Origin of the sequence: Acidovorax sp. A79, from assembly GCF_041154505.1 — a bacterium.
Lineage (GTDB): Bacteria > Pseudomonadota > Gammaproteobacteria > Burkholderiales > Burkholderiaceae_C > Acidovorax.
Genome location: NZ_AP028672.1, coordinates 4539792 through 4564089 on the forward strand (window position 1 = coordinate 4539792; position 24298 = coordinate 4564089).

General features: G+C 69.0%; 20 protein-coding genes. 10 read left to right on the forward strand and 10 right to left on the reverse strand.

The annotated features are described in order from the left end of the window. Position 1: 1 nt before the first annotated feature. Positions 2–961, reverse strand: coding sequence for an allantoinase PuuE (puuE, locus tag ACAM51_RS20910; RefSeq protein WP_369643864.1), 960 nt, complete (start codon positions 959–961; stop codon positions 2–4). 40 nt (positions 962–1001) lie between these two features. Then, a complete protein-coding gene (locus tag ACAM51_RS20915) occupies positions 1002–1670 on the reverse strand; it encodes a GntR family transcriptional regulator (protein WP_218293614.1) in 669 nt (222 codons plus the stop codon). A gap of 108 nt (positions 1671–1778) precedes the next feature. Between ACAM51_RS20915 and uraH the strand changes: the two genes are divergently transcribed. Continuing rightward, on the forward strand, positions 1779–2129 hold the full coding sequence (gene uraH, locus ACAM51_RS20920; protein WP_218293615.1) for a hydroxyisourate hydrolase: 351 nt from the start codon (positions 1779–1781) through the stop codon (positions 2127–2129). Between the two features lie 41 nt (positions 2130–2170). Here the strand turns inward: uraH and ACAM51_RS20925 are convergent, their stop codons facing one another. Then, the gene (locus ACAM51_RS20925; RefSeq protein ID WP_218294410.1) at positions 2171–2653 is read right to left on the reverse strand and encodes a hypothetical protein; all 483 of its coding nucleotides are present in this window, start codon (positions 2651–2653) and stop codon (positions 2171–2173) included. A 127-nt stretch (positions 2654–2780) separates the two neighbouring features. On the opposite strand from ACAM51_RS20925, the gene xdhC reads away from it, so the two are divergent. Further along, entirely contained in the window at positions 2781–3614 is an 834-nt protein-coding gene (gene xdhC, locus ACAM51_RS20930) for a xanthine dehydrogenase accessory protein XdhC (protein WP_255594503.1), read from the forward strand. A 220-nt stretch (positions 3615–3834) separates the two neighbouring features. Further along, positions 3835–5094, forward strand: coding sequence for a urate hydroxylase PuuD (locus ACAM51_RS20935; protein ID WP_369641742.1), 1260 nt, complete (start codon positions 3835–3837; stop codon positions 5092–5094). A 95-nt stretch (positions 5095–5189) separates the two neighbouring features. On the opposite strand, the gene ACAM51_RS20940 is transcribed toward ACAM51_RS20935, so the two are convergent. Further along, positions 5190–7067 carry an EAL domain-containing protein gene (locus tag ACAM51_RS20940; protein WP_369641743.1) on the reverse strand — a complete coding sequence of 626 codons (1878 nt, stop codon included), beginning with the start codon at positions 7065–7067 and terminating at the stop codon, positions 5190–5192. Positions 7068–7298: 231 nt separating this feature from the next. Between ACAM51_RS20940 and ACAM51_RS20945 the strand changes: the two genes are divergently transcribed. Together ACAM51_RS20945 and ACAM51_RS20950 are read left to right on the forward strand one after the other, a co-directional pair. Beyond that, positions 7299–7922, forward strand: a complete 624-nt coding sequence (locus ACAM51_RS20945) for a Crp/Fnr family transcriptional regulator (protein WP_369641744.1) — start codon at positions 7299–7301, stop codon at positions 7920–7922. Positions 7923–8254: 332 nt separating this feature from the next. Next, positions 8255–10360, forward strand: a complete 2106-nt coding sequence (locus tag ACAM51_RS20950) for a diguanylate cyclase (RefSeq protein WP_218293618.1) — start codon at positions 8255–8257, stop codon at positions 10358–10360. Positions 10361–10472: 112 nt separating this feature from the next. Here the strand turns inward: ACAM51_RS20950 and xdhB are convergent, their stop codons facing one another. Further along, the gene (xdhB, locus tag ACAM51_RS20955; protein ID WP_369641745.1) at positions 10473–12902 is read right to left on the reverse strand and encodes a xanthine dehydrogenase molybdopterin binding subunit; all 2430 of its coding nucleotides are present in this window, start codon (positions 12900–12902) and stop codon (positions 10473–10475) included. Next, positions 12899–14524: a xanthine dehydrogenase small subunit gene (locus ACAM51_RS20960; protein WP_369641746.1), complete on the reverse strand. Its 1626-nt coding sequence runs from the start codon at positions 14522–14524 to the stop codon at positions 12899–12901. The genes xdhB and ACAM51_RS20960 overlap by 4 nt, the downstream gene beginning before the upstream one ends. Positions 14525–14715: 191 nt before the next feature. On the opposite strand from ACAM51_RS20960, the gene ACAM51_RS20965 reads away from it, so the two are divergent. From ACAM51_RS20965 to ACAM51_RS20985, 5 genes are all read left to right on the forward strand, one after another. Beyond that, positions 14716–15648, forward strand: coding sequence for a LysR family transcriptional regulator (locus ACAM51_RS20965; protein ID WP_218293621.1), 933 nt, complete (start codon positions 14716–14718; stop codon positions 15646–15648). 80 nt (positions 15649–15728) lie between these two features. Beyond that, positions 15729–17330: an ABC transporter ATP-binding protein gene (locus ACAM51_RS20970; RefSeq protein ID WP_369641747.1), complete on the forward strand. Its 1602-nt coding sequence runs from the start codon at positions 15729–15731 to the stop codon at positions 17328–17330. Then, on the forward strand, positions 17323–18396 hold the full coding sequence (locus ACAM51_RS20975) for an ABC transporter permease (RefSeq protein WP_218293623.1): 1074 nt from the start codon (positions 17323–17325) through the stop codon (positions 18394–18396). Before ACAM51_RS20970 ends, ACAM51_RS20975 begins: the two co-directional genes overlap by 8 nt. After that, a complete protein-coding gene (locus ACAM51_RS20980) occupies positions 18396–19316 on the forward strand; it encodes an ABC transporter permease (protein WP_218293624.1) in 921 nt (306 codons plus the stop codon). Before ACAM51_RS20975 ends, ACAM51_RS20980 begins: the two co-directional genes overlap by 1 nt. Positions 19317–19430: 114 nt before the next feature. Continuing rightward, a complete protein-coding gene (locus ACAM51_RS20985; protein WP_218293625.1) occupies positions 19431–20597 on the forward strand; it encodes a BMP family ABC transporter substrate-binding protein in 1167 nt (388 codons plus the stop codon). Between the two features lie 88 nt (positions 20598–20685). Here the strand turns inward: ACAM51_RS20985 and ACAM51_RS20990 are convergent, their stop codons facing one another. Genes ACAM51_RS20990 through ACAM51_RS21005 form a run of 4 tightly spaced genes read right to left on the reverse strand, consistent with a single transcriptional unit; the run spans position 20686 to position 24210 of the window. Beyond that, positions 20686–21993 carry an NAD(P)/FAD-dependent oxidoreductase gene (locus tag ACAM51_RS20990; protein WP_369641748.1) on the reverse strand — a complete coding sequence of 436 codons (1308 nt, stop codon included), beginning with the start codon at positions 21991–21993 and terminating at the stop codon, positions 20686–20688. Further along, positions 21990–22736, reverse strand: coding sequence for an amino acid ABC transporter ATP-binding protein (locus ACAM51_RS20995; protein ID WP_369641749.1), 747 nt, complete (start codon positions 22734–22736; stop codon positions 21990–21992). Before ACAM51_RS20995 ends, ACAM51_RS20990 begins: the two co-directional genes overlap by 4 nt. Further along, complete coding sequence (gene ehuD, locus ACAM51_RS21000; RefSeq protein WP_218341457.1) at positions 22733–23398, reverse strand: ectoine/hydroxyectoine ABC transporter permease subunit EhuD; 666 nt, start codon at positions 23396–23398, stop codon at positions 22733–22735. The genes ACAM51_RS20995 and ehuD overlap by 4 nt, the downstream gene beginning before the upstream one ends. A gap of 41 nt (positions 23399–23439) precedes the next feature. After that, the gene (locus ACAM51_RS21005; protein WP_218341456.1) at positions 23440–24210 is read right to left on the reverse strand and encodes an ABC transporter substrate-binding protein; all 771 of its coding nucleotides are present in this window, start codon (positions 24208–24210) and stop codon (positions 23440–23442) included. Between the last annotated feature and the right edge of the window lie 88 nt (positions 24211–24298).

The following is a 24298-nucleotide window of genomic DNA, read 5'->3' on the forward strand; positions in this document are numbered from 1 at the left end:
GTCAGCCTGCTTTCTGTGAAGGGTAGGGGTGCGCCTGCTTCCAGTGGCGCGCGATGTCGATACGGCGGCACACCCACACGTCGCCGTGCCGCTCGATGTGGTCCAGGAAACGCTGCAGCGCGGTGATGCGGCCGGGCCGGCCCAGCAGGCGGCAGTGCATGCCGATGCTCATCATCTTGGGCGCGTTGTCGCCGGCCGGGTCGCCTTCGGCGTACAGCGCGTCGAACGTGTCCTTCATGTACTGGAAGAACGGGTCGGCGTGCGAGTAGCCCTGCGGCAGCGCGAAGCGCATGTCGTTGCAGTCGAGCGTGTAGGGCACGATGAGCTGGGGCGCGGTGGTGCCATCGCTCTTTTTCACGTCCATCCAGAACGGCAGGTCGTCGCCGTAGTAGTCGCTGTCGTATTCGAAGCCGCCGAAGTCGGCCACGAGGCGGCGGGTATTGGGACTGTCGCGGCCGGTGTACCACCCCAGGGCCCGGTGGCCCGTCATGCGCTCAATGATCTCCATGGCCTCGACCATGTGGGCGCGCTCGACCTCTTCGGGCACATGCTGGTAGTGGATCCACTTGAGGCCGTGGCAGGCGATCTCGTGGCCCAGCTGCACGAACGCCTGGGTCAGCTCGGGGTGGCGCTGCAGTGCGCTCGACACGCCGAACACGGTGAGCGGCAGCTTGCGCTTTTCGAACTCGCGCAGGATGCGCCACACGCCGGCGCGCGAACCGTATTCGTAGATGCCTTCCATGCTCATGTGCCGCTCGGGGTAGCTCGCGGGGTTGAACATTTCGGACAGGAACTGCTCGCTGCCCGCGTCGCCGTGCAGCACGGCGTTCTCGCCGCCTTCTTCGTAGTTGAGCACGAACTGCACGGCGATGCGCGCACCGCCCGGCCATTGCGCATGGGGCGGGGTCTTGCCGTAGCCGATGAGGTCGCGGGGGTAGGGCTGGGTGGAGTCGTAGATCATGGGCATGAAGGATTCAAGGGGTCTGTCACGCGCTGGGATGTCACGTGCTGAGCGCGGCGGCCAGGTCGCTGGCCGGGCGCTTGCGGTCGAAGGTCAGGCTGGCTTCCACGTGCTCCAGGTGGGCCTGCATGAGGGAGACGGCCAGGGCCTCGTCGCGCGCGGCGAGCGCGGCCACGATGTCGCCATGCTCCTCGTGGGAGTGTTCGGCGGCGCTGGCCGACTGGTACATCAGCGTGATGAGGGCGCAGCGAGAGATCAGGTCGCCCAGCATCTGCGCCAGCACCTCGTTGCCCATGAGCTCGGCCATGCGCACATGGAAGTCGCCCAGCAGCTCGGTGCGGCTGCTGGCATCGGCCGTGCCCATGGCGGCCTTCTCGCTGGCGACGTGGGCGCGCAGGGCCTTGATCTTGGCGGGCGTCACGGTCTGCACGAAGGCCCGCGTCATCTCGGTCTCGAGCATGCGTCGCACGGCGAACACCTGGCGGGCCTCTTCGACCGAGGGGGTGGACACGAACGCTCCGCGCGCGGGCTCCAGCGTGACGAGGCGGTTCTGCGCGAGCTGGAACAGCGCCTGGCGCACCAGCGTGCGCGACACGCCGAAATGGTCGGCCAGTTTCTGCTCGGCCAGCTTGGTGCCCGGCTGCAGGCGGTGCTCGACGATGGCGCGGGTCAACGCGTCGACAATGGCACTGGTGGATGAAGATTCCATGGTTGCATGATACGTTGGATGGCGAAAAGTGTATACACTTTTGGTCTACACGCTGCGATCTGGCAATCCTCGCCGATCGGCCGTGGTCCCCACTTCAGGAGATTCCCTATGGGATTGAGCACCCACGTTCTGGACACCATGAATGGCTGCCCCGCGGCCGGCATGGAGATCGCCCTGTATTCCACCGACGGCGACAACGCCACCCTCATCAAGCGCCTGGTGTTGAACCATGACGGCCGCACCGATGCGCCGCTGTTCGACAATGCGACCCTGCGCGCTGGCACCTACCGGCTCAGCTTCAATGTGGCGGGCTACTTCAAGGCGCGCGGCGTGCAGCTGCCCGAACCCAATTTCCTGAACCTGGTGAGCCTGGATTTCGGCATCGCGCACGCCGACCAGCACTACCACGTGCCGCTGCTGGTGAGCCCGTGGAGCTATTCGACCTATCGCGGGTCGTGAGGGGCGGGGCCCAGCCAGGGCCCGCGCGCACGGGGATGTGCCTACAGCTGCCCTTCGGTCAAGGTATCGAGCTGGAAATGCCCGCTCTTGTCCCACAGCCAGGTGTCGGTGTAGGTGACCTTGCCCAGGCGCGCGGGCACCGGGAAGGGCGCCGCTGCGCGCACGGTGCGCTCGATTTCCGCGACCACCTCGGGGGCATGGCGCGGGGCACGCATCCACCGCAGGCGCGTCACCTTGCCAGCGCGGTCGATATCCACCTCCAGCACGCCGATCGCATACAGCATGGGGGGCAGCTTGCCCTTGAACACGCGCTGCGCGTTCAGGCCGTAGAGGTGGGTGGCGGCGTCCTGCCGGTACGCCCGGGGGGTGGTCGCCGCCGAGGCGCGGGCCGAACCGGCGCTTGCGGGCACGGGGCCCTTGACGCCGCTGGAGGCATCGGTGCTGGGCGCACGGCTGTCCTGCGCGGGCGGCGCAGGTTCGGGAGCCGACTTGCATGCCGCCACCAGCGCTGCGATGGCGGCCATGAGCCCGGCGAGCAGCCAGTGGCTGCGGGTACTGGGGGTGCGCTCGGGGGCTGGGGACGGCATGATGGCTGGTGTGGGCTGGAACGGAACGGGGACCCTGGGACCCCGATGGCGCGAAGGATCTGGATTGACTGATGTGCTTTTACTGCTGGACGGCCTTGCGGCCGCGCCCGCCTGTCTGGTAAGGGTGGAGTCTACCGAAGGCTCGGTGCCGCGTGAAGCCGGGGCCTGGATGGCCGTGTTCGCCGAGCGGATAGTGGGCACCATCGGCGGCGGCCACCTGGAGCACCAGGCCATTGCCGAGGCCCGCCGGCGCCTGGGGGGCGTGCCCGGCCCGGCCCGCATGCGCTATGCGCTGGGCCCGGCGCTGGGGCAGTGCTGCGGGGGCGTGGTGCACCTCGAATTCGAGACGCTGTCCGCACCCGCCGACCAGGCCCTGGCCGACCGCCTGCGCGCGCGCCTGTCGCCGCGCCGGCATCCGGTGGCGCTATTCGGCGGCGGGCATGTGGGCCACGCGCTGGCCCGGGTGCTGGCGCCGCTGCCGTTCGCGCTGACCTGGATCGACAGCCGCGACGGGATCTTTCCGCAGCCGGCGCCGGACGGCGTGGCCTGCGAACACTCCGACCCGGTGCAGCTGGCGGTGCCGGACCTGGCCTCTGGCACCCGCGTGCTGATCATGAGCTTCAGCCATGCCGAGGACCTGGACGTGGTGGCCGCCTGCCTGCGCCGCCAGCGCGAGCGGCGCGACCTGCCGTTCATCGGGCTCATCGGCAGCAAGACCAAGTGGGCGACGTTCGCAAACCGCCTGCATGGGCGCGGGTTCGCGCAGGAGGAACTGGCGCAGGTCACCTGCCCCATCGGCATCCGGGGCATCGACGGCAAGGAGCCGGAGGTCATCGCCGTGGCCGTGGCCGCGCAGCTCCTGCAGACCCTGGGCGGTGGGGGCGCGAACGGGTTCTGAGGGTAACTCCGCTCCCGCGTGCCTTCGAGGGGGCTGGAATCGAGAACAATTTCTGCATACACTTTTCACTGTCCTGATTCGGTATTTCATGGGTCGCAGCGGTGCCCCGGCAGAATCTCTGCCAAGGTGCGCGACCCCCTTCTTCTGCTCAGAGCGCCCGCAGTGGTGAGCAGGTTGCACAAAGGCGGCGCCTTCGCGCCGCCAAAGTTGAGAGACTTCCATGGAAAGCTACTTTCTCGACTGGGCCAACCTGCTGCTGCGCTGGGTCCACGTCATCACCGCCATCGCCTGGATCGGCTCCTCGTTCTATTTTGTCTTCCTGGACAGCAGCCTCACGCCGCCCGAGGACGAGGACCTGAAGAAGCAGGGCGTGAGCGGCGAGCTCTGGGCCGTGCACGGCGGCGGGTTCTACCACCCGGTCAAGTTCGCCGTGTCGCCCCCGAAGCTGCCCGGCCACCTGCACTGGTTCTTCTGGGAGAGCTACAGCACCTGGATCAGCGGGTTCGCGCTGTTCACGGTGTCGTATCTCTACAGCGCCAGCACCTACCTCATCGACAAGTCGCGCATGGACTGGGCCCCCGCCACGGCCATCGTGGTGGCGCTGGCGTTCTTTGTGGTGTTCTGGCTGCTGTACGACGCGATCTGCCGCCTCTTCGGGCAAAAGAAGAACGGCGACGCCATCGTGGGGGCGCTGGTGCTCGTGCTGGTGTGCATCGCCTCCTGGCTGGCCTGCCACTGGTTCGCGGGCCGCGCGGCCTTCCTGCTGGTGGGCGCGATGATCGCCACGGCCATGAGCGCCAACGTGTTCTTCTGGATCATCCCCGGCCAGCGCACGGTGATCGCGCAGATCAAGGCCGGCGAGCCCGTGGACCCCATCCACGGCAAGCGCGGCAAGCAGCGCAGCGTGCACAACACGTACTTCACGCTGCCCGTGCTGTTCGCCATGCTGAGCAACCACTACAGCTTCACCTGGAGCCACCCGCAGAACTGGCTGGTGCTCATCCTCATGATGTTCGCGGGCGCCGCCATCCGCCAGTTCTTCGTGATGCGCCACGGCCACAAGCTGGGCCGCAACGGCAACCCGCTGCCGTATGCGCTGGTGGGGGTGGTGGTCATCGTGGGCGTGATCGCCTGGATGCGCCCCGCGCCGGTGGCGGCCCCTGCCGCGCCGGTGGCGGGATCTGCTCCTGTTTCAGGAGCTGCTGGCGCAGGTGGGCAAAGCGCTGGAGGTCAAAATGACTATGCATCCCTGCAGCCCGTGCTGGCCCAGCGCTGCTACATGTGCCATGGCGAGCAGGTGCAGATGAAGAACCTGCGGCTGGATGCGCCCGACAGCGTCAAGCAGCATGCGCAGGCCGTCTACCAGCAGGTGGTGGTGCAAAAACTCATGCCCATGAACAACGCCACGGGCATGACCGATGCCGAGCGGGCGCTGGTCAAGCGCTGGTTCGAGGCCGGAGCGGCGGTGGGCACTCCCTGAGCCGCTGCGCGCTTCACCCCGGGGGACGGCCACCCGGGGTCCGGCCGGACCCGTTCCATGCAGGCACCCGCCGGGGTGCGTGATTTTTGGGCGCCCTACGCCGCCAGCGCGTCTTGCAGCGCGCGGGTGGCGGCCAGTGCGCCCAGGCTCGATTCGGTGAAGCCGCCATGCAGCACCACCCCCGTGGCCGCCTGCTTGGCCTCGTGTTTGGCCACCGCGGCCAGATTGGCCACTTCCTCGGCATGGCGGAAGCGTCCGGGGGTGATGCGCACCGCGCCGATGGCCAGCGTGGTGCACGGAAAGAACCGCTGCACGCCGTGGCGGTCCTCGGCGTCGATGCCGCCGGCCTGCCGCGCAGCGTCGTCGAACAGCGTGAGCGCCTCGCGCGCGAATTCGTCCACGATGTTCTTGCAGCGCTGCAGCCAGTTGCTGCTCTGGAACACGAGCATGAAGTCGTCCCCGCCCACATGGCCCACGAAGTCGCGCCGCGCGTCGCAGTGCGCCGTGGCCAGGCGCGCCACCAGGCGGATCATCTGGTCGCCGCGCCAGTAGCCGTAGTGGTCGTTGAAGGGCTTGAAGTTGTTCAGGTCCGCATAGCAGGCCACGAACTCGGTGTGGTGGTCCAGCAGGCGCTGCATGTGCAGGCTGATGGGGATGTTGCCGGGCAGGAAGGTCAGCGGGTTGGCGTGCCGCGCCGCCTCGATGCGCGTCTCGGTCACGGCGCGCACCAGCTGGTCGCCCGTGCCCAGGCCCAGGTAGCGGCCGTTGTCGGTCACGATGTAGCCGTCGCTCAGGTAGCGCTGGTCCTGCGAGGTGAGGATGCCCACGAGCTGGTCCACGTCGCAGTCCAGTTCCACCACGCGCGGGGCCTGGTTGGCGAAGGCCAGGCACGGCTTGCGGCCATGCACTTCGCGGAAGTACAGCGTGGCGTAGTGGTTCATGAACTGCTGGCGGTTGATGAGCGCCACGGGGCGCGTGCCGTCCACCACGGCCAGCGCATGCAGGTCGGTGCGTTCGTGGAACATCGCCGCCACCGCGTCATTGCTGGTGGCGGGCGCGGCGGTGGGTGCCTGCACCACCAGCACGCTGCGCAGGATGCCCGGGCGCGCCGTCTGCCCCAGGTGGGGCAGCACGGCCACGCGGCGGTCCTGCATCACTTCCAGCGCGGGGCCGTCCACCGTCTCGCGGGGTGTACGGGCCGGGCGGCCCAGCAGCCAGCCCTGGCCGTAGGGGATGTCCAGGTCGCGCAGCGCGCGCAGGTCGTCGCGTGTCTCGATGCCCTCGGCGATCAGCGTGGTGCCGAACACGTCGGCGATGCCCTTGATGGCCTGCAGCATCTGCAGGTTCTCGGGGTGGTCGCTGATCTCGCGGATGAAATACTTGTCGATCTTCACGAAGTCGGGCTTCACCTCGGACCACAGCCGCAGGCTGGAGCGGCCGTCGCCGAAGTCGTCCAGCGCCATGCGCGCGCCGCAGGCGTGCACGGCCTTGATGGCCTGGCGCAGCAGGGGCATGTCGGACACGCGCTCATGCTCGGTGATCTCCAGCACCAGCATGCGCGCGCTCGCGCCGAAGCTGCGCACCGTCTCGCCCAGTTTCTGGGCGCCGACCAGTGCCACGCCGTGCACCAGCGCGTCGGCGCTGATGTTCACGAACAGGCGGCCGGGGGCCTCCTGCGCACCCCATTGCTGGAGGGCGGTGAACACGCACAGCAGCTCGAAGTCCTGCAGGATGCGCTCGCGCCGGGCCATCTCCAGCAGTGCGTCGGGGGTGTGCCAGGGCGTGCCGCGAGGTCCACGGATCAGGGCCTCATGGGCATAGATGCTGCCTTCGCGCAGGTCGGCCAGCGGCTGGAAAACGCAGTGCAGGCCCCCCTCGCGCATGAGCCCCGCCAGAGGGCCCGTGCCATGGCGCGCGGCCGGCGACAGCAGCGCCAGCATCGCCTCCAGCCGGCTCCAGGGAGTGTTCTGCATTGCGTGGGATGGGTGGTCTCTGGGCAAGGTGCCCACGATAGCGGCGGGCTGTGACAATGTGGTTACAAGCTGTCACGTTTCTGCCGGCCGCCGGCGCCGCGCCCCCGGGGCCGGGTAGTGCGCCGCCGCCCGTGTGCTGGCGCAAGGCCCCTGCGCGGCGGGGCCGGCGGCGAGGTTCCGGTTTGATCTTGCTCAATGCCCGGCGGGCGCCGGCACGGCACAGTCCGTCCCATGCTGCCCTCTATCTATTTCTCCCTGCCCGCCGAAATCGAGGTCATTGCCGCCGGTGAAGTGCTGCGCAAGCGCAACGAGGTGCTGACGTCCGTGCTGCACCTGGAAAGCGGCCGCGTGCTGCGCGGCGTGCTGGACGATGGCTACCTGCGCCACCAGCTGGGAGCCGTGGACGGGCCGTTCTGGCTGGACGCCGCGTCGGCGCTGATGGGCCTGCCGTTGCCGGTGGACATGGTGGCCGACACGCGCCTGCAGGTGCGCCGCCTGCCCATCGATGAATTTCACCGCAGCCTGGCCGAAATGCCTGCGGGAGCGCGCGGCCTGCTGCTGGACATGGCGCAGGGCTACCGGCAGCAGTCCGAGCTGGCCGTGAGCCGCCTGGCGCAGGATGCCGAATCGCGCTGCGCGCAATGGCTGCTCAAGCATGCCGAGCAGGACCACAGCGGGGCGATGCAGGTCACGCTGCACCAGCGCAAGCGCCTGATCGCCGCGCAGCTGGGCATTGCGCCCGAGACCTTCTCGCGCGTGCTGCGCCACCTGCGCGAGCTGGGCCTGATCCACGGCACCGGCAACGTGCTGAACCTTCCCCACCCCCGCGCGCTGCAGTCCATGGCGGGTTGCTAGAAAACACGCCCTGAGTCGCTGCGCGCCTTGACCCCGCTCTCGCTGCGCGGGAGGAGGGCGCACCCGGTGGCCTGGCAAAGCCAGTTCCACGGGGGCCCTCGCCCCGTCCGCGCCAGTTTCAGAGGCTGGCGCGCGGCGGAAGGGCCGCCGGTGCGGATGGTCCTTTGACCGCAGTGTGGCTCAGGGTTTGTCCTTGGGTTTCACTGAGGGTTCTACCCAAGCCCCGGGCTGCAGGGGCTGCGTATATTTGTTGGGACCTGTCCGGTTTGACCCGTTCCGATGCCCAACGCCACTTCCCGTGCTTGCCGGGGTGCTCCCAGAGCGGAGTGTCCATGAAGCCTCCCGCCCACCCCGCGCCGCCGCACGACGCGCCGGGCTGGTTTGTGCCTGGGACCCTGGTGCTTCGGCTCATGCTGGCGGCGGTGCTGGCGGTGGCCCTGTCGGGCACGGTGTCGGCATGGCTCGTCACGCGGGCGTCCGGGCAGGAGGCCGTGCGGCGCGTGGTGAGCCAGCAGACCGACGAGGTCGAGGTCGTGGCCCGCCTGCTGGCCAGCAAGATCGAACAAAGCCAGAAGGTGCTGCGCACCGTGGCCGCCGGCATCACGCCGGGCATGCTGGAATCCCCGTCCACCCTCGAATGGCTGCTGCAGCAGGGCCTGCCGGCCGTGCAGTTCTTCGATGCCATGCAGGTGGCCCGCGACAACGGCGAACTGCGGCTGAACCTGCGGGCGGGGCGCCTGGAAAAGGCGGCCGACCTGGACCCGGCCGAGCGCGACGCCCTGCGCCGCACGCTCATCGATGGCAAGCCGCTGGTGTCGGAGCTCATCGCGGGCCGCACCGGCGATGCGCGCGTGATGTTCACCATGCCGCTGCACCGCGAGGATGGCGCCGTGCTGGGCGTGGTGGCGGGCGCGCTGCGGCTGCAGTCCCAGGGGCTGCTGCCGCCGTCCATGGCGCTGCCCGCGCGCGATGACTCGCGGCTCATCGTCTTCACGCGCGACGGCACCATCCTGTCGCACTCGGACCCCGCCCGCATCCTGGGCAAGGTGCGCGACGAGGCGGGCCTCGCCCCCGTGTACGCCCGCTGGCTCGACCAGTCCCAGCCGGTGGTGGGGCGGGGCACGACCCATCTGGAGGCACAGCACATCGTCAGCATGGCGGGCATGCCGCTGCCGCAGTGGATCGTGGCGCGCGTCAGCCCCTCGCAGGCGCTGCTGGCGCCGCTGGAGGGCGCGCAGCGCGAGGCCTGGTGGCTGGCCGCCGCCAGCATGGCGCTGTGCATGCTGCTCGTGGCCGTGCTCATGGCCTGGATGGCCCAGCCCCTGGCGCAGCTCACGCACAGCGCGCGCCAGATGCTGCGCCGGGGCGCGCGGGCCGGGGCCGTGCAGGACATTGCCTGGCCGCGCGCGGACGGCGAGGTGGGCGAACTCGTGCGCGTGTTCCAGGGCATGGTGCAGCAGGGCAGCCTGCAGCAGCAGCACAAGGCCACGCTGGACGGGCAATTCCAGGCCGTTCTGGACAGCGCATCCGTGGGCATCGTCATCTCGCGCCACGGCATCCTGGAGGTGGTGGGCCGCCAGGCCTGCGTGATGCTGGGCTACGCAGAAGGGGAGCTGCAGGGCCGACCCGCCCGCACCCTGTACGCCAATGATTCCGACTATGTGCGCATCGGCGAACGGGTGCAGGCCGAGTTTGCCGCGCACGGTGTCTTCGACGGCGATGTCTGCTTCATGCGCAAGGACGGCTCGCCCGTGTGGGCCCGTGTGCAGGGCCGCGGCGTGCGGCCCGACGAGATGGGTGGCGGCACGGTCTGGATCCTGGAGGACATCACCGCCGCGCGCGAGGCGCAGATGCAGCATGCCTGGGAGCGCACGCACGATGCGCTCACCCAGCTCTACAACCGCAGCGCGTTCGACGAGCGCCTGGGCCTGCTGCTGGCCGAGCGCTCGGCGCGGCCGCGCGCGCCGGAGGGGGACGGCGGCGACACCGCCGGGGACGGCGTGGTGCTGTTCCTGGACCTGGACCACTTCACCGTGGTGAATGACATCGCCGGCCACGATGCGGGCGACGATGTGCTGCGCCATGTGGCCCGCCTGCTCGAATCCCAGGTGCGCCAGGTCGGCTGGGCCGCGCGGCTGGGCGGCGACGAGTTCGCGGTGGTGCTGCCCGGCTGCGCGCTGGCGCGCGGCCAGGCCGTGGCCGAGCAGCTGCGTGCCTCCGTGCAGGACTGGGAGCCTTCGTACCAGGGGCGCAGCTTCACGCTGGGGGTGAGCATCGGCCTCGTGGTGCTCGATGCCAGCCTGCAGGACGTGCCCTCGGTGCTGTATGCGGCGGACATGGCCTGCTATGACGCCAAGCGGGCGGGGCGCAACCGGGTGGAGACACGGCACGCGAACCAGGCGACCGCATCGGGGAGGATGGCGCTGGGGCCTGCATGAAAGGCCCCCCTGAGCCGCCTGGCGTCTTCCCCCCGGGGACACCGCCAGCGGCCTGGCAAAGCCCGTTCCGCGGCGTCTGCCGGCCCAGGCCGGCCAGTGCCCGGGGGCTCACTCAGTCCGTCAGGCGTCCCAACGCCCGCAGCACATTCTCCGCGGTCGCCGGTGCCGTCAGCACCACGGGCCCCGTGGCTTCATCCCCACGCCCCGCCGCCACCGCATTGCGCAGCGCCTCGTACACGCTGATCGCCAGCATGAACGGCGGCTCGCCCACCGCCTTGCTGCCGCCCACGTTGTCCTCGCGGTTCGCCTCGGGCCACAGGTTCACGCGGAAGTGCGCGGGGATGTCCCCCGTCGCCGGGATCTTGTAGGTGCTCGGTGCGTGCGTGGCCAGGGTGCCCTTGTCGTTCCACACCAGCTGCTCGGTGGTGAGCCAGCCCATGCCCTGCACGAAGCCGCCCTCGATCTGGCCGATGTCGATGGCCGGGTTGATGCTGTGGCCCACGTCGTGCAGGATGTCCACCTTGAGCACGCGGCTTTCGCCGGTGAGCGTGTCGATGACCACCTCGGAGCACGCGGCCCCGTAGGCAAAGTAGTAGAACGGCCGGCCCGTGAGCGTGGCCTTGTCGTAGTGGATCTTGGGCGTGCGGTAGAAGCCGTCGCTCCACAGCTGGATGCGGTTGGCGTACGCCTCCTTCACCACGTCGTCGAACAGGCGTACCTTCTTGGGCGAGATCACCTGCCCGCCCTCGAAGCGGATGGCGCCGGCGCCGCAGCTGTCGAGCCCGCACACGAAGGAGGCGAGGTTGTCGCGCACGTTGCGCGCCGCGAACTGCGCCGCGCGGCCATTCAGGTCGGTGCCGCTGGACGCTGCCGTGGCGCTGGCGTTGGGCACCTTGCTGGTGTCGCTGGCGGTGACGAGCACCCGGGACAGCGGCACGCCCAGTTCGTCCGCCACGATCTGCGCCACCTTGGTGTGCAGGCCCTGGCCCATCTCGGTGCCGCCGTGGTTCACCTGCACGCTGCCGTCGGTGTACACATGCACCAGCGCGCCGGCCTGGTTGAACAGCGTGGCCGTGAAGCTGATGCCGAACTTGACCGGCGTGATCGCCAGGCCCCGCTTGAGCACGGGGCTGGTGGCGTTCCAGGCCGCGATGGCGTGCTGCCGCTCGCGGTAGCCGGCGTCGCGCTCCAGCTGCGGCATCAGTTCGTGCAGGATGTTGTCCTCCACCGTCATCTGGTAGTGGGTGACGTTGCGGCCCTCCCCGGCGTCCTTGCCGTACAGGTTGGCCAGGCGCACGTCCTGGGCATCCCGGCCCAGGGCGCGCGCGATGTCGCCCAGGATGGCCTCGATCACGATCACGCCCTGCGGCCCGCCAAAGCCGCGGAACGCGGTGTGGCTCTGGGTGTTGGTCTTGCAGCGGTAGGAAGCGATCTCCACGTCGCTCAGGAAATAGGCGTTGTCGCTGTGGAACACGGCGCGGTCCGCCACCGGCCCCGACAGGTCGGCGCTGAAACCGCAGTTGGCCGCCATGTGCAGCGCGAGGCCGGTGATGCGGCCCGCGCCGTCAAAGCCCACGTCGTACTGGTACGCGAACGGGTGGCGCTTGCCGGTGACCATGAAGTCTTCATCGCGGTCGAGCCGCAGCTTGACGGGGCGCCCGAACTTGCTGGCCGCCACCGCCGCCCACACGGCCAGGTGGCCGGCCTGGGTCTCCTTGCCGCCGAAGCCGCCGCCCATGCGCCGGCACTCCACGCGCACCGCGTGGTTGTCCAGCCCCAGGGCGTGGGCCACCCAGTGCTGCACTTCGCCCGGGTGCTGGGTGCTGGAATAGATCCACCACTGCCTTTGCTCCAGCGGCAGCGCGTAGGCAATCTGGCCTTCGAGGTAGAAGTGTTCCTGCCCGCCCACCTCGAAGGCGCCCTGCAGCCGGTGCGCCGACCGCGCGAGGCCGGCCTGTGCATCGCCCCGGCGCACGAACACGGGCGGCAGCACATAGCTTTCGGCCCGCAGCGCTTCCTTCACGGTGAGGATGGCGGGCAGCGGCGTGATGTCCAGCTTCACGGCGCGCACGGCGCGGCGCGCCTGCATCACCGAGTCGGCCACCACCAGGCCGATCACCTGGCCGACGTGCTGCACGGTGTCGATGGCGAACACGGGCTCGTCGTGCGCGAAGGCGGCCAGCAGCTTGTCGCCTGGCACGTCGGACGACAGCACCACGCCGCGCACGCCGGGCAGGGCCAGGGCGGCGCTGGCATCCACGCTGTTCAAGGTGCCGTGCGCCACGGTGGAGAGGATGGGCGCCGCATAGAGCGTGCCCTTCACCTCGGGCAGGTCGTCGATGTAGTGGGCCGCGCCCGCCACCTGGGCGCGCGCGCTTTCGTGGATGTGCGACTGGCCCATGGCGCGGGTGCTGGCGGGCGCGCTGGCCTGCGGCGGGGCCAGGGGTTCGGCGGCGTGGGCGTCGGCGCTGGCGACCACGGGGTCGTCCACGGCATCGCGGCTCACGGGCAGGCCGCCGGGCAAGGTGTCGCGCTGGTTCATACGGCTTCCTCCAGGCGGAAGTTCTCCACGCTCACCGCCTCTTCGCCCTGGCTCTCCAGCCAGAAGCGCTGCAACAGGCTGGCCAGCACCGTGCGGCGGTAGGCACCGCTGGCGCGCATGTCCGAGATGGGGTTGAACTCGCCCTGCAGCGCTTGTGCGGCGCGGGCAATGGTGTCGGCGTTCCACGGCTGGCCGGTCAGCGCGGCTTCGGTCTGGCGGGCGCGGGCCGGGGTGGCGGCCACGCCGCCCGCGCCGATGCTGGCGCGGCGCACCACGTCGGCTTCGATGTCCAGGTTGATGACCAGGCACACGGCGGAGATGTCATCGTCAAACCGCTTGGAAATCTTGTAGGCCCTGAGCACTTCCGTGACCCCCGGCCTGGGCACCACGATGCGCACCAGCAGCTCGTCGGGTGCCATCACGTTCTGCCGGTAGCCGGTGTACAGGTCTTCCAGCGCCAGGGTGCGTTCTCCCCGCACGCTGGCCAGCACCACCTGGGCGCGCAGCGCGATCAGGAGCGGCATGGAGTCGCCAATGGGCGAGCCGTTGGCCACGTTGCCCCCCAGCGTGCCCGAGTTGCGCACGGGCAGGCCCGCGAAGCGCGTGGCAAAGGTGTGCAGCCGCGGCCACTGCGCGGTCAGTGCGGCAAACGCGTCGGTCAGGGTGACGGCGGCCCCGAGCGTGATGTGGTGCGCGTCCTGTTGAACCTGCCGCAGTTCGGCCACGCGGGTCACGTCCAGGATGCGTGCGTACTGCTTGTGCTGCTTGGTCACCCACAGGCCCACGTCGGTGCAGCCTGCCACCACCTGCGCTGCGGGGTGTGCCGCCCGCGCGGCCAGCAGATCAGGCAGTGTGGTGGGTGAAATATAAGAAGAATTGGCCTCTGGCGCTGGATGGGTAAGCGCGAGTAGCTCCAGTTTTTGTAGCAAAAGAGGTTCGTTCACAGCCATTGCGGGCAGGGCGGCCATGTGCTGCGCGGCGTCCAGGATGGGGCGGTAGCCCGTGCAGCGGCACAGGTTGCCGGAGAGTTCTTCCTGCGCCAGTTCGCGGGTGATGGGTTGGCCGTGGCGGACGTGGTCGAGCGCCGACGGGCCGCCCCTAGGCGCGAGGGCCCCGGGCGCGCGGGAATCCGGGGGCCCTTCCCCGGATGGGGGCCGCGAACCACACGCAGTGGGGAGCGTGGGGGCGATGTGTTTCTGGTACATCCCAAAGAGGCTCATCACAAAACCGGGGGTGCAAAAACCGCATTGAGAACCGTGGCACTGAACCATCGCCTCTTGTGCGGGATGCAGCGTGATGGGTGGACGAGGAGCCGGGGCGGCATCGCCCACGGGCTGGATCAACGGGTCTTCCGCCAGGTCCTCCACCGTCCACAGCGCCATGCCGTGGACCGAATGCGCCAGCCGGATGCAGCTGTTCACCGCGCTGTAGTGCACCTTGCCGTCCCGTGCCTCGCCCAGCACCACGGTGCAGGCGCCGCAGTCGCCTTCGCCGCAGCCCTCCTTGGTGCCGGTGTTGCCCAGGTCTTCGCGCAGCACCTCCAGCAGCGTGCGATCGGGTGGTACATTGCCCAGCGCCACGGGCTGGCCGCGGCGCAGGAATTGCAAGGGTTGAGTGGTCATGACGGATGCCGCTTCTTCGATTGCTGTCAATTCATGAGGACCTGCGCACATCGGGATGCGACGTCCGCATTGCCTTGGAGCGATGCGGTTTGCCTGAGCCCTGTTTTGCGCAAGTCGTGTTCATCAGAGGGTAGGGCGCCCAATGGCCGCCAGCATAAGTACAAGCTTATGACATCAATGCACGCACTGCTATGAGAGACCACGCCCTTTTCGACAAGATAGACCTCCATCTCATAAGGGTCTTGCACACCGTGCTCACAGAACGCAGCGTATCGAGGGCCGCCGTCCGCCTGGGCATGCACCAGCCGGCGGTGTCGGCCGCGCTCAAGCGCCTGCGCGACCTGGCGGGCGACCCGCTGCTGGTGCGCTCGGGCGCCAGCATGATGCCCACCGACGCCGCGCTGCGCATGGTGGAGCCCGCGGGCGCCATCCTGCGCTCGGCCGAGGCGCTGTTCTCGGATGCGCGCGGGTTTGATCCGCGCACCGCCACCCGCACCTTCCGCGTGGCCGCCAGCGACTACCTCGATCCGCTCTTCCTGCCCCAGCTGGTGTCCCGCATCAAGGTGGAGGCCCCGCTGTGTCCCATCGAGATCCTGCCCCTCTCGGCCGACGCGCACTACCATGCGCACCTGGCGCAGGGCGAGGTGGACGTGGTGATCGGCAACTGGCCGCAGCCGCCGGACGACCTGCACATGGGCCGCCTGTTCGGAGACGAGGTCGTCTGCCTGGTGGGCAAGGACCACCCCGCCGTGCGGCGCGGCTGGGACGTGGAAAGCTGGTTGGCGGCCGAACACATCGCGCCCACGCCCACCCACCCCGGCGCGCGCGGCGTGATCGACGCCCACCTGGACAACCTGGGCATGCAGCGCCACATCACGGCGCGCTGCGCGCATTTCAGCCTCATCCCCAGCATCGTGGCCTCGAGCCTGCTGGTGCTGACCACGGGCCGCCAGTATTGCGAGCGTTATGTGGAGCAGCTGCCGCTGGCCATCCTGCCGTGCCCGGTGCCTTTTCCGCGCCTCATGTACTACCAGCTGTGGCATGCGCGCACGCACCACTCCGCCGCTGCCGCGTGGTTGCGCGAATGTGTGAAAACCGTGGCCTCTTCGCTACGAAAAGAATAGCTGCTTGGGCATGCTGAACAAGCGCAAGAAGGTGTTTCCATTCTTATAACAAGTTGTAAAACTGAGAGACAATCCACCGCATGAGTTCACCTCCTACTCCTCCCGCCCCGGGCGCGCCGCCGCCGCCCCGGCTGCAGCTCATGGGCATCACCAAGCGCTATCCGGCCGTGGTGGCCAACAGCGGCGTGTCGCTCACGGTGCTGCCCGGCGAGATCCATGCGGTGCTGGGCGAAAACGGCGCGGGCAAGTCCACGCTGATGAAGATCATCTACGGATCGGTCAAGCCCGACGAAGGCAGCGTGTTCTTCAACGGCCAGGCCGTGCAGGTGCGCAACCCGCAAGAGGCGCGGGCGCTGGGCATCGCCATGGTGTTCCAGCACTTCAGCCTGTTCGACACCCTCACGGTGGCCGAGAACGTGTGGCTGGGCCTGGACAAGAGCCTGCAGCTGGCCGAGGTGACGCAGCGCATCACCGCCAAGGCGGCCGAATATGGCCTGGACATCGACCCGCTGCGCCCCGTGCACACGCTCAGCGTGGGCGAGATGCAGCGCGTGGAAATCATCCGCGCGCTGCTCACCAACCCCAAGGTGCTGATCCTGGACGAGCCCACCTCGGTGCTCACGCCCCAGGCGGTCGAAAAGCTTTTTGTGGTGCTGCGCAAGCTGGCCAGCGAGGGCTGCAGCATCCTCTACATCAGCCACAAGCTGCACGAGATCCGCGCGCTGTGCACCGCGTGCACCGTGCTGCGCGGCGGCAAGGTCACGGGCGTGTGCAATCCGGCGGAAGAATCGAACGCGTCCCTGTCGCGCCTCATGATCGGCGCCGAGCCGCCCGCGCTGGAACACCGCGCGCTGCAGACCGGCGCCACGGTGCTGCGTGTGCAGGGCCTGTCGCTGCCGCGTGCCGACCAGTTCGGGGTGGATTTGATCGACCTGCAGTTCGAGGTGAAGGCGGGCGAGGTGGTGGGCATTGCCGGTGTGTCGGGCAACGGGCAAAAGGAACTGCTCTACGCGCTGTCGGGCGAAGACCAGCGGGCTGACGCGGCCTGCATCCAGGTCTCCGGCCAGAACGCGGGTCGCATGGGCCCCGGCCAGCGCCGCGCGCTGGGCTTGCACTTCGTGCCCGAGGAGCGCCTGGGCCGGGGCGCCGTGCCCACCATGGGGCTGGCGCACAACCTGCTGCTCACCCGCACCAATTCGGTCGGCGGCAGTGGCTGGATCAAGGTGGGCGCGCTGCAAAAACATGCCGAGGACATCATCCGGCGCTTCAATGTGAAGGCGGGTGGACCCAACGCAGCGGCCAGGTCGCTGTCGGGGGGCAACCTGCAGAAGTTCATCGTGGGGCGCGAGATTGACGCCAACCCCAAGCTGCTCATCGTCTCGCAGCCCACCTGGGGCGTGGACGTGGGCGCGGCCGCGCAGATCCGGGGCTCCATCCTGGCGCTGCGCGATGCGGGCTGCGCCGTGCTGGTGGTGAGCGAGGAGCTGGACGAATTGTTTGAAATCTGCGACCGGCTGCACGTGGTGGCCAAGGGGCACCTGTCGCCTTCGGTGCCGCGTGCCGAGGCCACGGTGGGCCTCATCGGCGAATGGATGAGCGGCCTGTGGCATGCCGACGTGCAGGCGCACCTGGCGCAGCAGCACCAGCAGCAGGCGCGGGCCGGGGAGGTGCAGCATGCTTAAGCTGGAACCGCGTCCCCAGGCGTCGAAGCTCTGGACCTATGGCTCGCCGCTGCTGGCGCTGGCCATCACGGTGCTGATCGGCGTCGCGCTGTTCGTGGCGCTGGGCAAGGACCCCGTGCGCGGGCTGCAGGTGTTCTTCTGGGAACCCGTCAAGTCGCAGTACGCCATCGGCGAACTCATGGTCAAGGCCACGCCGCTGCTGCTCATCGCGCTCGGCCTGGCCGTGTGTTTCCGCTCCAACGTGTGGAACATCGGCGCCGAAGGCCAGTTCGTCATCGGCGCCGTGGTGGCGGGCGGCGTGGCGCTGCTGGCCGACAAGACCACCGGCCCGTGGATCGTGCCCGCCATCCTGCTCGCCGGGGTGCTGGGTGGCATGGCCTGGGCGGGGCTCACGGCGCTGCTGCGAGACAAGTTCAACGCCAATGAAATCCTGGTCAGCCTGATGCTGGTCTATGTGGCCACGCTGGTGCTGGGCTATCTGGTCTACGGCCCGTGGAAGGACCCCATGGGCTACAACTTTCCGCAGACCAAGACCTTCGAGAAAGTGACGCAGATCCCGCGCCTGATGCAGGGTTCGCGGGTGTCCATCGGCCTCTTGCTGGCGCTGGCCGGGGCGGCGGCGCTGTGGGTGTTCCTGTTCCGCACGCGGGCCGGTTTCGCGCAGCAGGTCGGCGGACTGGCCCCGGCGGCGGCGCGGTACGCCGGGTTCTCCTCGCGCAAGGCGCTGTGGACGGCGTTGCTGATCTCGGGCGGCGCGGCAGGCCTGGCGGGAGCGCTGGAAGTGGCGGGGCCGATTGGCCAGCTCACGCCCTACGTGCCGGCGGGCTACGGCTTCGCGGCCATCATCGTCGCCTTCGTGGGGCGCCTGCACCCCGTGGGCATGATCCTCTCGGCCATCCTCATGAGCATGTTCTATATCGGTGGCGAGCTGGCGCAGTCGCGCATGGGGCTGCCCAAATCGCTCACGGGCGTGTTCCAGGGCCTGCTGCTGTTCACGCTGCTGGCGTGCGACACGTTGATTGCCTACCGCGTGCGCTGGGTCGGCACCAGGAAAGGAGGTGTCTGATGGAGTCCTATGCACTGCTCATCGGCGCCACGCTCAGCGCGGGCACCGTTCTGGCCATTGCGGCCCTGGGCCTGCTCATCAACGAAAAGGCCGGCATCGTCAATCTTGGGGCGGAAGGCATGATGCTGTGCGCCGCCATCGCGGGCTTCGCCACCGTGGTGCACACGGGCAACACCTGGCTCGGGTTTGCGGCGGGCATGGCCGCCGGCGCCGTGCTGGCCGCCATCTTCGGCGTGCTGGTGATCTGGCTCAACACCAACCAGTACGCCACCGGGCTGGCGCTCAGCCTGTTCGGCGTGGGGTTCTCGGCGTTCGCCGGCATCAGCTACGTGCAGGCCAAGCTGCCCGAGCTGCCCAAGTACGCGGTTCCGGTGCTGGGCGACGTGCCGCTGCTCGGGCCCGCGCTGTTCCAGCAGCATCCGCTGGTGTACCTCACCATGCTGCTGGTCGCGGGGCTGATCTGGTTCCTGTACCGCTCGCGCGCCGGGCTCGTGCTGCGCTCGGTCGGCGAGTCGCCCGAGTCGGCCCACGCGCTGGGCTATCCGGTGCGGCGCATTCGCCTCGCGGCGGTGGTGGCGGGCGGGGCGCTGTGCGGGCTGGCGGGCGCCTACATCTCGACGGTGTACACGCCCCTGTGGGTGGAGGGCATGGTCGCCGGCCGGGGCTGGATCGCCCTGGCCCTCACCACGTTCGCGACATGGCGCCCGGCACGGGTGTTGCTTGGTGCCTATTTGTTCGGCGGCGTGACCATGTTGCAGTTCCACCTGCAGGCCACGGGGGTGCAGGTGGCCAGCCAGTTGCTGAGCATGCTGCCGTATGTGGCCACCATCGTCGTGCTGGCGCTGATTTCGCGCAATCCGGCGTGGATCCGCATCAACATGCCGGCGTCGCTGGGCAAACCGTTCTATCCGGGCTCCTGAAATGGGCGGGCCGGTGCGTCAAAAACTGGTTACCCCACGGTAGATCGCCCCATAATTGCTGCTTTCGTCCCCAACCTTTGCAAGTCTCACTCTTCATTCAACAAGGAAACCGACATGACTGATCTGCAGAAACGCTCCATGCTCAAGGTGGCAGCGCTCTCCGCCGTTGCCGCCGCCGCGCTCGTGGGCTGTGGCAAGAAGGAAGAACCGGCACCGGCCCCCGCGCCCGCACCGGCCCCTGCGGCAGAAGCGCCGGCACCCAAGCCCGAGCCTCTGAAGATCGCGTTCGCCTATGTCGGCCCGGTGGGTGACGGCGGCTGGTCGTTCGCGCACGACAACGGCCGCAAGGCCATCGAGAAGGAATTCGGCGACAAGGTGGTCACGAGCTTCGTGGAAAGCGTGCCCGAGTCGGCCGACGCCGAACGCGTGCTGCGCGACCTGGCCGGCCAGGGCAACAAGCTGATCTTTGGCACCACCTTCGGCTACATGGAGTCGATGCTCAAGGTGGCCGAGGACAACAAGGGCATCAAGTTCGAGCATGCCACCGGCTACAAGACGGCCGAGAACATGCGCACCTACGACAGCCGCACCTACGAAGGCGCGTACATGGCGGGCGTGATCGCCGGCGCCATGACCAAGACCAACACGCTGGGCGTGGTGGGCTCGGTGCCGATTCCTGAAGTGATCCGCAACATCAACAGCTTCACGCTGGGTGCGCAGTCGGTCAACCCCAAGATCAAGACCAAGGTGGTCTGGGTGAATGAATGGTTCAGCCCGCCCAAGGAAACCGAAGCCGCCACATCGCTCATCAACGGCGGCGCCGACGTGCTGTTCCAGAACACCGATTCGCCCGCCGTGCTGAAGACGGCGCAAGAAAAGGGCAAGCGCGCCTTCGGCTGGGATTCCGACATGACTGCCTATGGCCCCAAGGCCCACCTGGCATCGGCCGTGATCAACTGGGGCCCGTACTACATCAAGGCCACCAAGGATGCGCTGGAAGGCCAGTGGGCCACGGGCCAGAGCTGGTGGGGCGTGAAGGAAGGCGCGATCGACATCGTCTCCATCGCCGAAGACGTGCCTGCCGACACCAAGGCCAAGGTCGAAGCCGTGAAGAAGGGCCTGGCCGATGGCTCGTTCCAGATCTGGAAGGGTCCGATCGTGGGCCAGGACGGCAAGGAAGTGCTCGCCAAGGATGCGGTGGCCGACGACAAGTTCCTCGGCGGTGTCAACTTCTATGTCAAGGGCGTGGAAGGCAAGATCCCCGGCGGCGACAAGAAGTAAGAAGCCGCACGGGCTTCCCGGCGCTGGCGCCGGGAGCGCTCCCCTGAAAAAGGCCGCCCCCGGGCGGCCTTTTTGCTGGGCGGGCCGTTTACCTCCCCACGCGGTCCAGCAGGCTGTACCAGGCCACGCCGGCCGCGATGTAGAAGCGCTGCAACCCGTGCAGTGGAAGGGGCTGAAGGGGCGTGACCGGGAATGGGCAGGCCGCCGCGCCGCCGCCCGCCACCAGGGCCGCCACGTGCTGGCCCAGGCTGGTGGCCATGGCGATGCCGCGCCCGTTGTAGCCCAGCGCCATGGTGATGCCCGGCGCGGGCTGGTGCAGGTGCGGCATGAAGTCGCGCGTGACGGCGATGCGCCCGGCCCAGCGGTACTCGTACTGCACGGGGCCGAGTTGCGGAAACATCAGCGCCAGCGCGCGCTCGAGGTGTGCGAAGTCCTGCGGCCCCTGCGGGTCGGCGAAATGGCCACGCCCGCCCATCAGCAGTCGGCCCTGCGCGTCCTTGCGGAAGTACAGCAGCAGCCGCTGCGAGGTCGATCCCGTCTCGCCACCGGGCAGGATGCTGGCGCCCGCCGGGCCCAGCGGCCGCGTGGCCACGATGAAGCTGTTGGCCGCGAGCACCGTGCGCGCCAGCCCTGGCCACAGGCCGTCGGTATAGCCGTTGGTGCCCAGCACCACCTGCTGCGCCTGCACGCGGTGGCTCCCGGTTGGTGTGGCCGTGGTGGCGATCCAGTGCGCGCCCTGGCGCTCCAGCGCCACCACGGGCGAGCCGCCGTGCACCTTCACGCCCAGGTCCTGGGCCGCGCGCACGAGGCCGCGCACGTAGGCCAGCGGCTGGATGCCACCCGCGCGCCCGTCGAGCCAGCCGCCCGCGAAGGCCGGCGTGCCGATGCGCGCGGCCGTGGCGGCGCGGTCGAGCATGTCCACGCGCACGCCGCGCCGCTCCCACTGCCGGGCGCGCGCGTGCATGCCATCCACGGCCTGCTGGGTGTAGCCCACCTGCAGCCAGCCCGCGCGCACCGGGGCGCAGTCGATGGCATGGCGCGCGATGAGGTCGTACACGAGGTCGGCCGAGCAAGAAACGGCATCGATCAGCGGCTCGGCGCGCTCGGCGCCGTACAGGCGCACGAGGTCGTCAGGGTCGTGCTTGAGCGTGGGGTTGACCTGCCCGCCGTTGCGCCCCGAGGCGCCCCAGCCGGGCTCGTGCGCGTCGAGCACGCACACGCGCGCGCCGCGCTCGGCCAGGTGCAGCGCGGCGGACAAGCCCGTGTAGCCCGCACCGACCACGAGCACGTCGGTGGAGAGCGAGGCGTCGAGCGCGGGCGTGGCGGGGGCCGCGGGCGCCGTGGCGGCCCACAGCGAGGGGGCGTCGGGGTGCGATGCGATGGCGCGGGCGCTCATGCCGCGCCTCCATCCGGCGCGCGCAGCACGCGGCGCAGGAAGTCCTGCGTGCGCGCATGGCGCGGCGCGCCGAGCACCTGCGCGGCAGGACCTTCCTCGACGATGCTGCCGCTGTGCAGGAAGCACACGCGGTCGGCCACCTCGCGCGCGAAGCCCATCTCGTGCGTCACCACGATCATCGTCATGCCCTCGTCGGCGAGCTGGCGCATCACGCCCAGCACGTCGCCCACGAGTTCGGGGTCGAGCGCCGAGGTGGGTTCGTCGAACAGCATGGCCTCGGGCTTCATGGCCAGCGCGCGCGCAATGGCCACGCGCTGCTGCTGGCCGCCCGAGAGCTGCGCGGGCCAGGCCTGGGCCTTGTCGGCCAGGCCTACCTTGCGCAGCAGCTCCAGCGCTTCGGCTCGGGCTTTCGCGGGCGATTCGCCCTTCACGTGCACGGGGCCTTCCATCACGTTCTCGATCACCGTGCGGTGCGGGAACAGGTTGAAGCGCTGGAACACCATGCCCATGCGGCTGCGCAGCGCATGAATGGAGGCCGCGCGGTTGTCCACGCGCTCGCCGAAGACGCGCACCTCGCCGCCCTGGTACGACTCCAGGCCGTTGATGCAGCGCAGCACCGTGGACTTGCCCGAGCCCGAGGGGCCGATCAGGCACACGACTTCGCCGCGCTCCACGCGCAGGCTCACGCCCTGCAGCACGCGGTGCTCACCGTAGGCCTTCTCCAGGCGGTCGATCTCGATCATGGCGCTTTCCTCCCCGCGCCGAAGCGGCGCTCCAGCCGCCGCAGGCCCCAGACCAGCGGCAGGCTCATGGCCAGGTAGAGCAGGGCGACGAGCGTGTACACGGTCATGTTCTGGAAGGTGGACGAGGCGATGAGCTGGCCCGCGCGCGTCATCTCTGCCACGGTGATGGTGGAGACCAGCGACGAGTCCTTGAGCATCATCACCAGCGTGTTGCCATAGGGCGGCAGCGCGATGCGGAAGGCCTGGGGCAGGACCACTCGGCGCATCAGCAGCGCGGGCCGCATGCCCATGGCCAGCGCTGCCTCGCGCTGGCCGGGGTCCACGGCCTCGATGCCGGCGCGAAAGTTCTCGGCCTGGTAGGCCGAGTAGGCGATGCCCAGGCCGATCACGCCAGCCTGGAAGGCGGAGAGCTGGATGCCGATGTCGGGCAGCACGAAGTAGATGTAGAAGAGCTGCACGATGATGGGCAGCCCGCGGATCACGTTGATCACGGTGGAGGCGCATACCGAGACGGCGCGCACGGGCGAGAGCTTGCCGAGCGCGAGCACCAGCCCGATCACGCTGGACAGCAGGAACGACAGCACGGTGACCTGCACCGTGACCACCGCCCCCTGCAGCAGGATGGGCAGGAACTCGCGCGCATGCTGCAGGAAGGCTTGCATGGCGTACTACTGGATTCAGGCGAAGACGGCGCGGGCGGGGCTCAGATGCCCCATTTCTTGACGATGTTGGCCAAAGTGCCGTCGGCCTTGACCGCGGCGATGGCCTTGTTCAGGCGTTCGAGCGTGGCCGTGTCGCCTTTGCGCACCACGAGGCACACATCACCCACATTGGTGGACTTGTAGCCCTCGGCCAGCTTCACGCCCTGGAAGGTGTTCTGGCGGATCTGGTAGGCGATGATGGGCTGATCGCCCAGGCCCGCCTTGATGCGGCCGAGCGCGAGGTCGCGCGTCATGTCGGCCACCGAGTCGTAGCTGCGCACCTCCTTGAAGATGCCCTTCTTCTGCAGCATGTCGATGAACACCGTGCCCACCTGGGCGCCGACGATCTCGCCCTTGAGGTCGTCGAGCGAGGCGTAGGCCTTGGCGTCGTCGGCCTTCACGATCAGGCCCTCGCCGTAGGAGTAGACGGGGTCGCTGAAATCCACCACCTGCTGGCGCGCGGGGGTCTTGAGCATGGCCGCCGAGACGATGTCGATCTTGTTGGCGGTGAGCGAGGGGATCAGCGCCGAGAACACGGTCTGCTGCACGTTGACCTGGAAGCCGCCCGCCTTGGCCACGGCCTGCACGGTGTCCACCATCATGCCCTGGATGCTGTTGGTCTTCACGTCGAGGAAGGTGAACGGAATGCCCGTGGCCGTTGCACCCACGTTGTAGGTGGCGGGCGCGCTGCCCTGCGCGGCGGCCAGCGTGACGGCGCCTGCGGCGCACAGGCCTAGTGCAATGCGGTGGAAGTGGCGGACGAAGCGGTGCATGGTGTGACTCCTGTGGCGAACGAGAGGGATGAGGACCGTCGTGGGCAGTCGCGGACACCGAACCGGCATCCGCCCCACGCCTGCAACA

Coding starts and splice junctions, on each gene's coding strand:
- ACAM51_RS20950 (WP_218293618.1), top strand. CDS start 8,255: ATGAAGCCTCCCGCCCACCCCGCGCCGCCGCACGACGCGCCGGGCTGG.
- uraH (WP_218293615.1), top strand. CDS start 1,779: ATGGGATTGAGCACCCACGTTCTGGACACCATGAATGGCTGCCCCGCG.
- ACAM51_RS20965 (WP_218293621.1), top strand. CDS start 14,716: ATGAGAGACCACGCCCTTTTCGACAAGATAGACCTCCATCTCATAAGG.
- ACAM51_RS20945 (WP_369641744.1), top strand. CDS start 7,299: ATGCTGCCCTCTATCTATTTCTCCCTGCCCGCCGAAATCGAGGTCATT.
- ACAM51_RS20935 (WP_369641742.1), top strand. CDS start 3,835: ATGGAAAGCTACTTTCTCGACTGGGCCAACCTGCTGCTGCGCTGGGTC.
- xdhB (WP_369641745.1), bottom strand. CDS start 12,902: ATGAACCAGCGCGACACCTTGCCCGGCGGCCTGCCCGTGAGCCGCGAT.
- ACAM51_RS20990 (WP_369641748.1), bottom strand. CDS start 21,993: ATGAGCGCCCGCGCCATCGCATCGCACCCCGACGCCCCCTCGCTGTGG.
- ACAM51_RS20970 (WP_369641747.1), top strand. CDS start 15,729: ATGAGTTCACCTCCTACTCCTCCCGCCCCGGGCGCGCCGCCGCCGCCC.
- ehuD (WP_218341457.1), bottom strand. CDS start 23,398: ATGCAAGCCTTCCTGCAGCATGCGCGCGAGTTCCTGCCCATCCTGCTG.
- ACAM51_RS20985 (WP_218293625.1), top strand. CDS start 19,431: ATGACTGATCTGCAGAAACGCTCCATGCTCAAGGTGGCAGCGCTCTCC.
- ACAM51_RS21005 (WP_218341456.1), bottom strand. CDS start 24,210: ATGCACCGCTTCGTCCGCCACTTCCACCGCATTGCACTAGGCCTGTGC.
- ACAM51_RS20915 (WP_218293614.1), bottom strand. CDS start 1,670: ATGGAATCTTCATCCACCAGTGCCATTGTCGACGCGTTGACCCGCGCC.
- ACAM51_RS20940 (WP_369641743.1), bottom strand. CDS start 7,067: ATGCAGAACACTCCCTGGAGCCGGCTGGAGGCGATGCTGGCGCTGCTG.
- ACAM51_RS20995 (WP_369641749.1), bottom strand. CDS start 22,736: ATGATCGAGATCGACCGCCTGGAGAAGGCCTACGGTGAGCACCGCGTG.
- ACAM51_RS20980 (WP_218293624.1), top strand. CDS start 18,396: ATGGAGTCCTATGCACTGCTCATCGGCGCCACGCTCAGCGCGGGCACC.
- ACAM51_RS20925 (WP_218294410.1), bottom strand. CDS start 2,653: ATGGCCGCCATCGCAGCGCTGGTGGCGGCATGCAAGTCGGCTCCCGAA.
- ACAM51_RS20975 (WP_218293623.1), top strand. CDS start 17,323: ATGCTTAAGCTGGAACCGCGTCCCCAGGCGTCGAAGCTCTGGACCTAT.
- puuE (WP_369643864.1), bottom strand. CDS start 961: ATGATCTACGACTCCACCCAGCCCTACCCCCGCGACCTCATCGGCTAC.
- ACAM51_RS20960 (WP_369641746.1), bottom strand. CDS start 14,524: ATGACCACTCAACCCTTGCAATTCCTGCGCCGCGGCCAGCCCGTGGCG.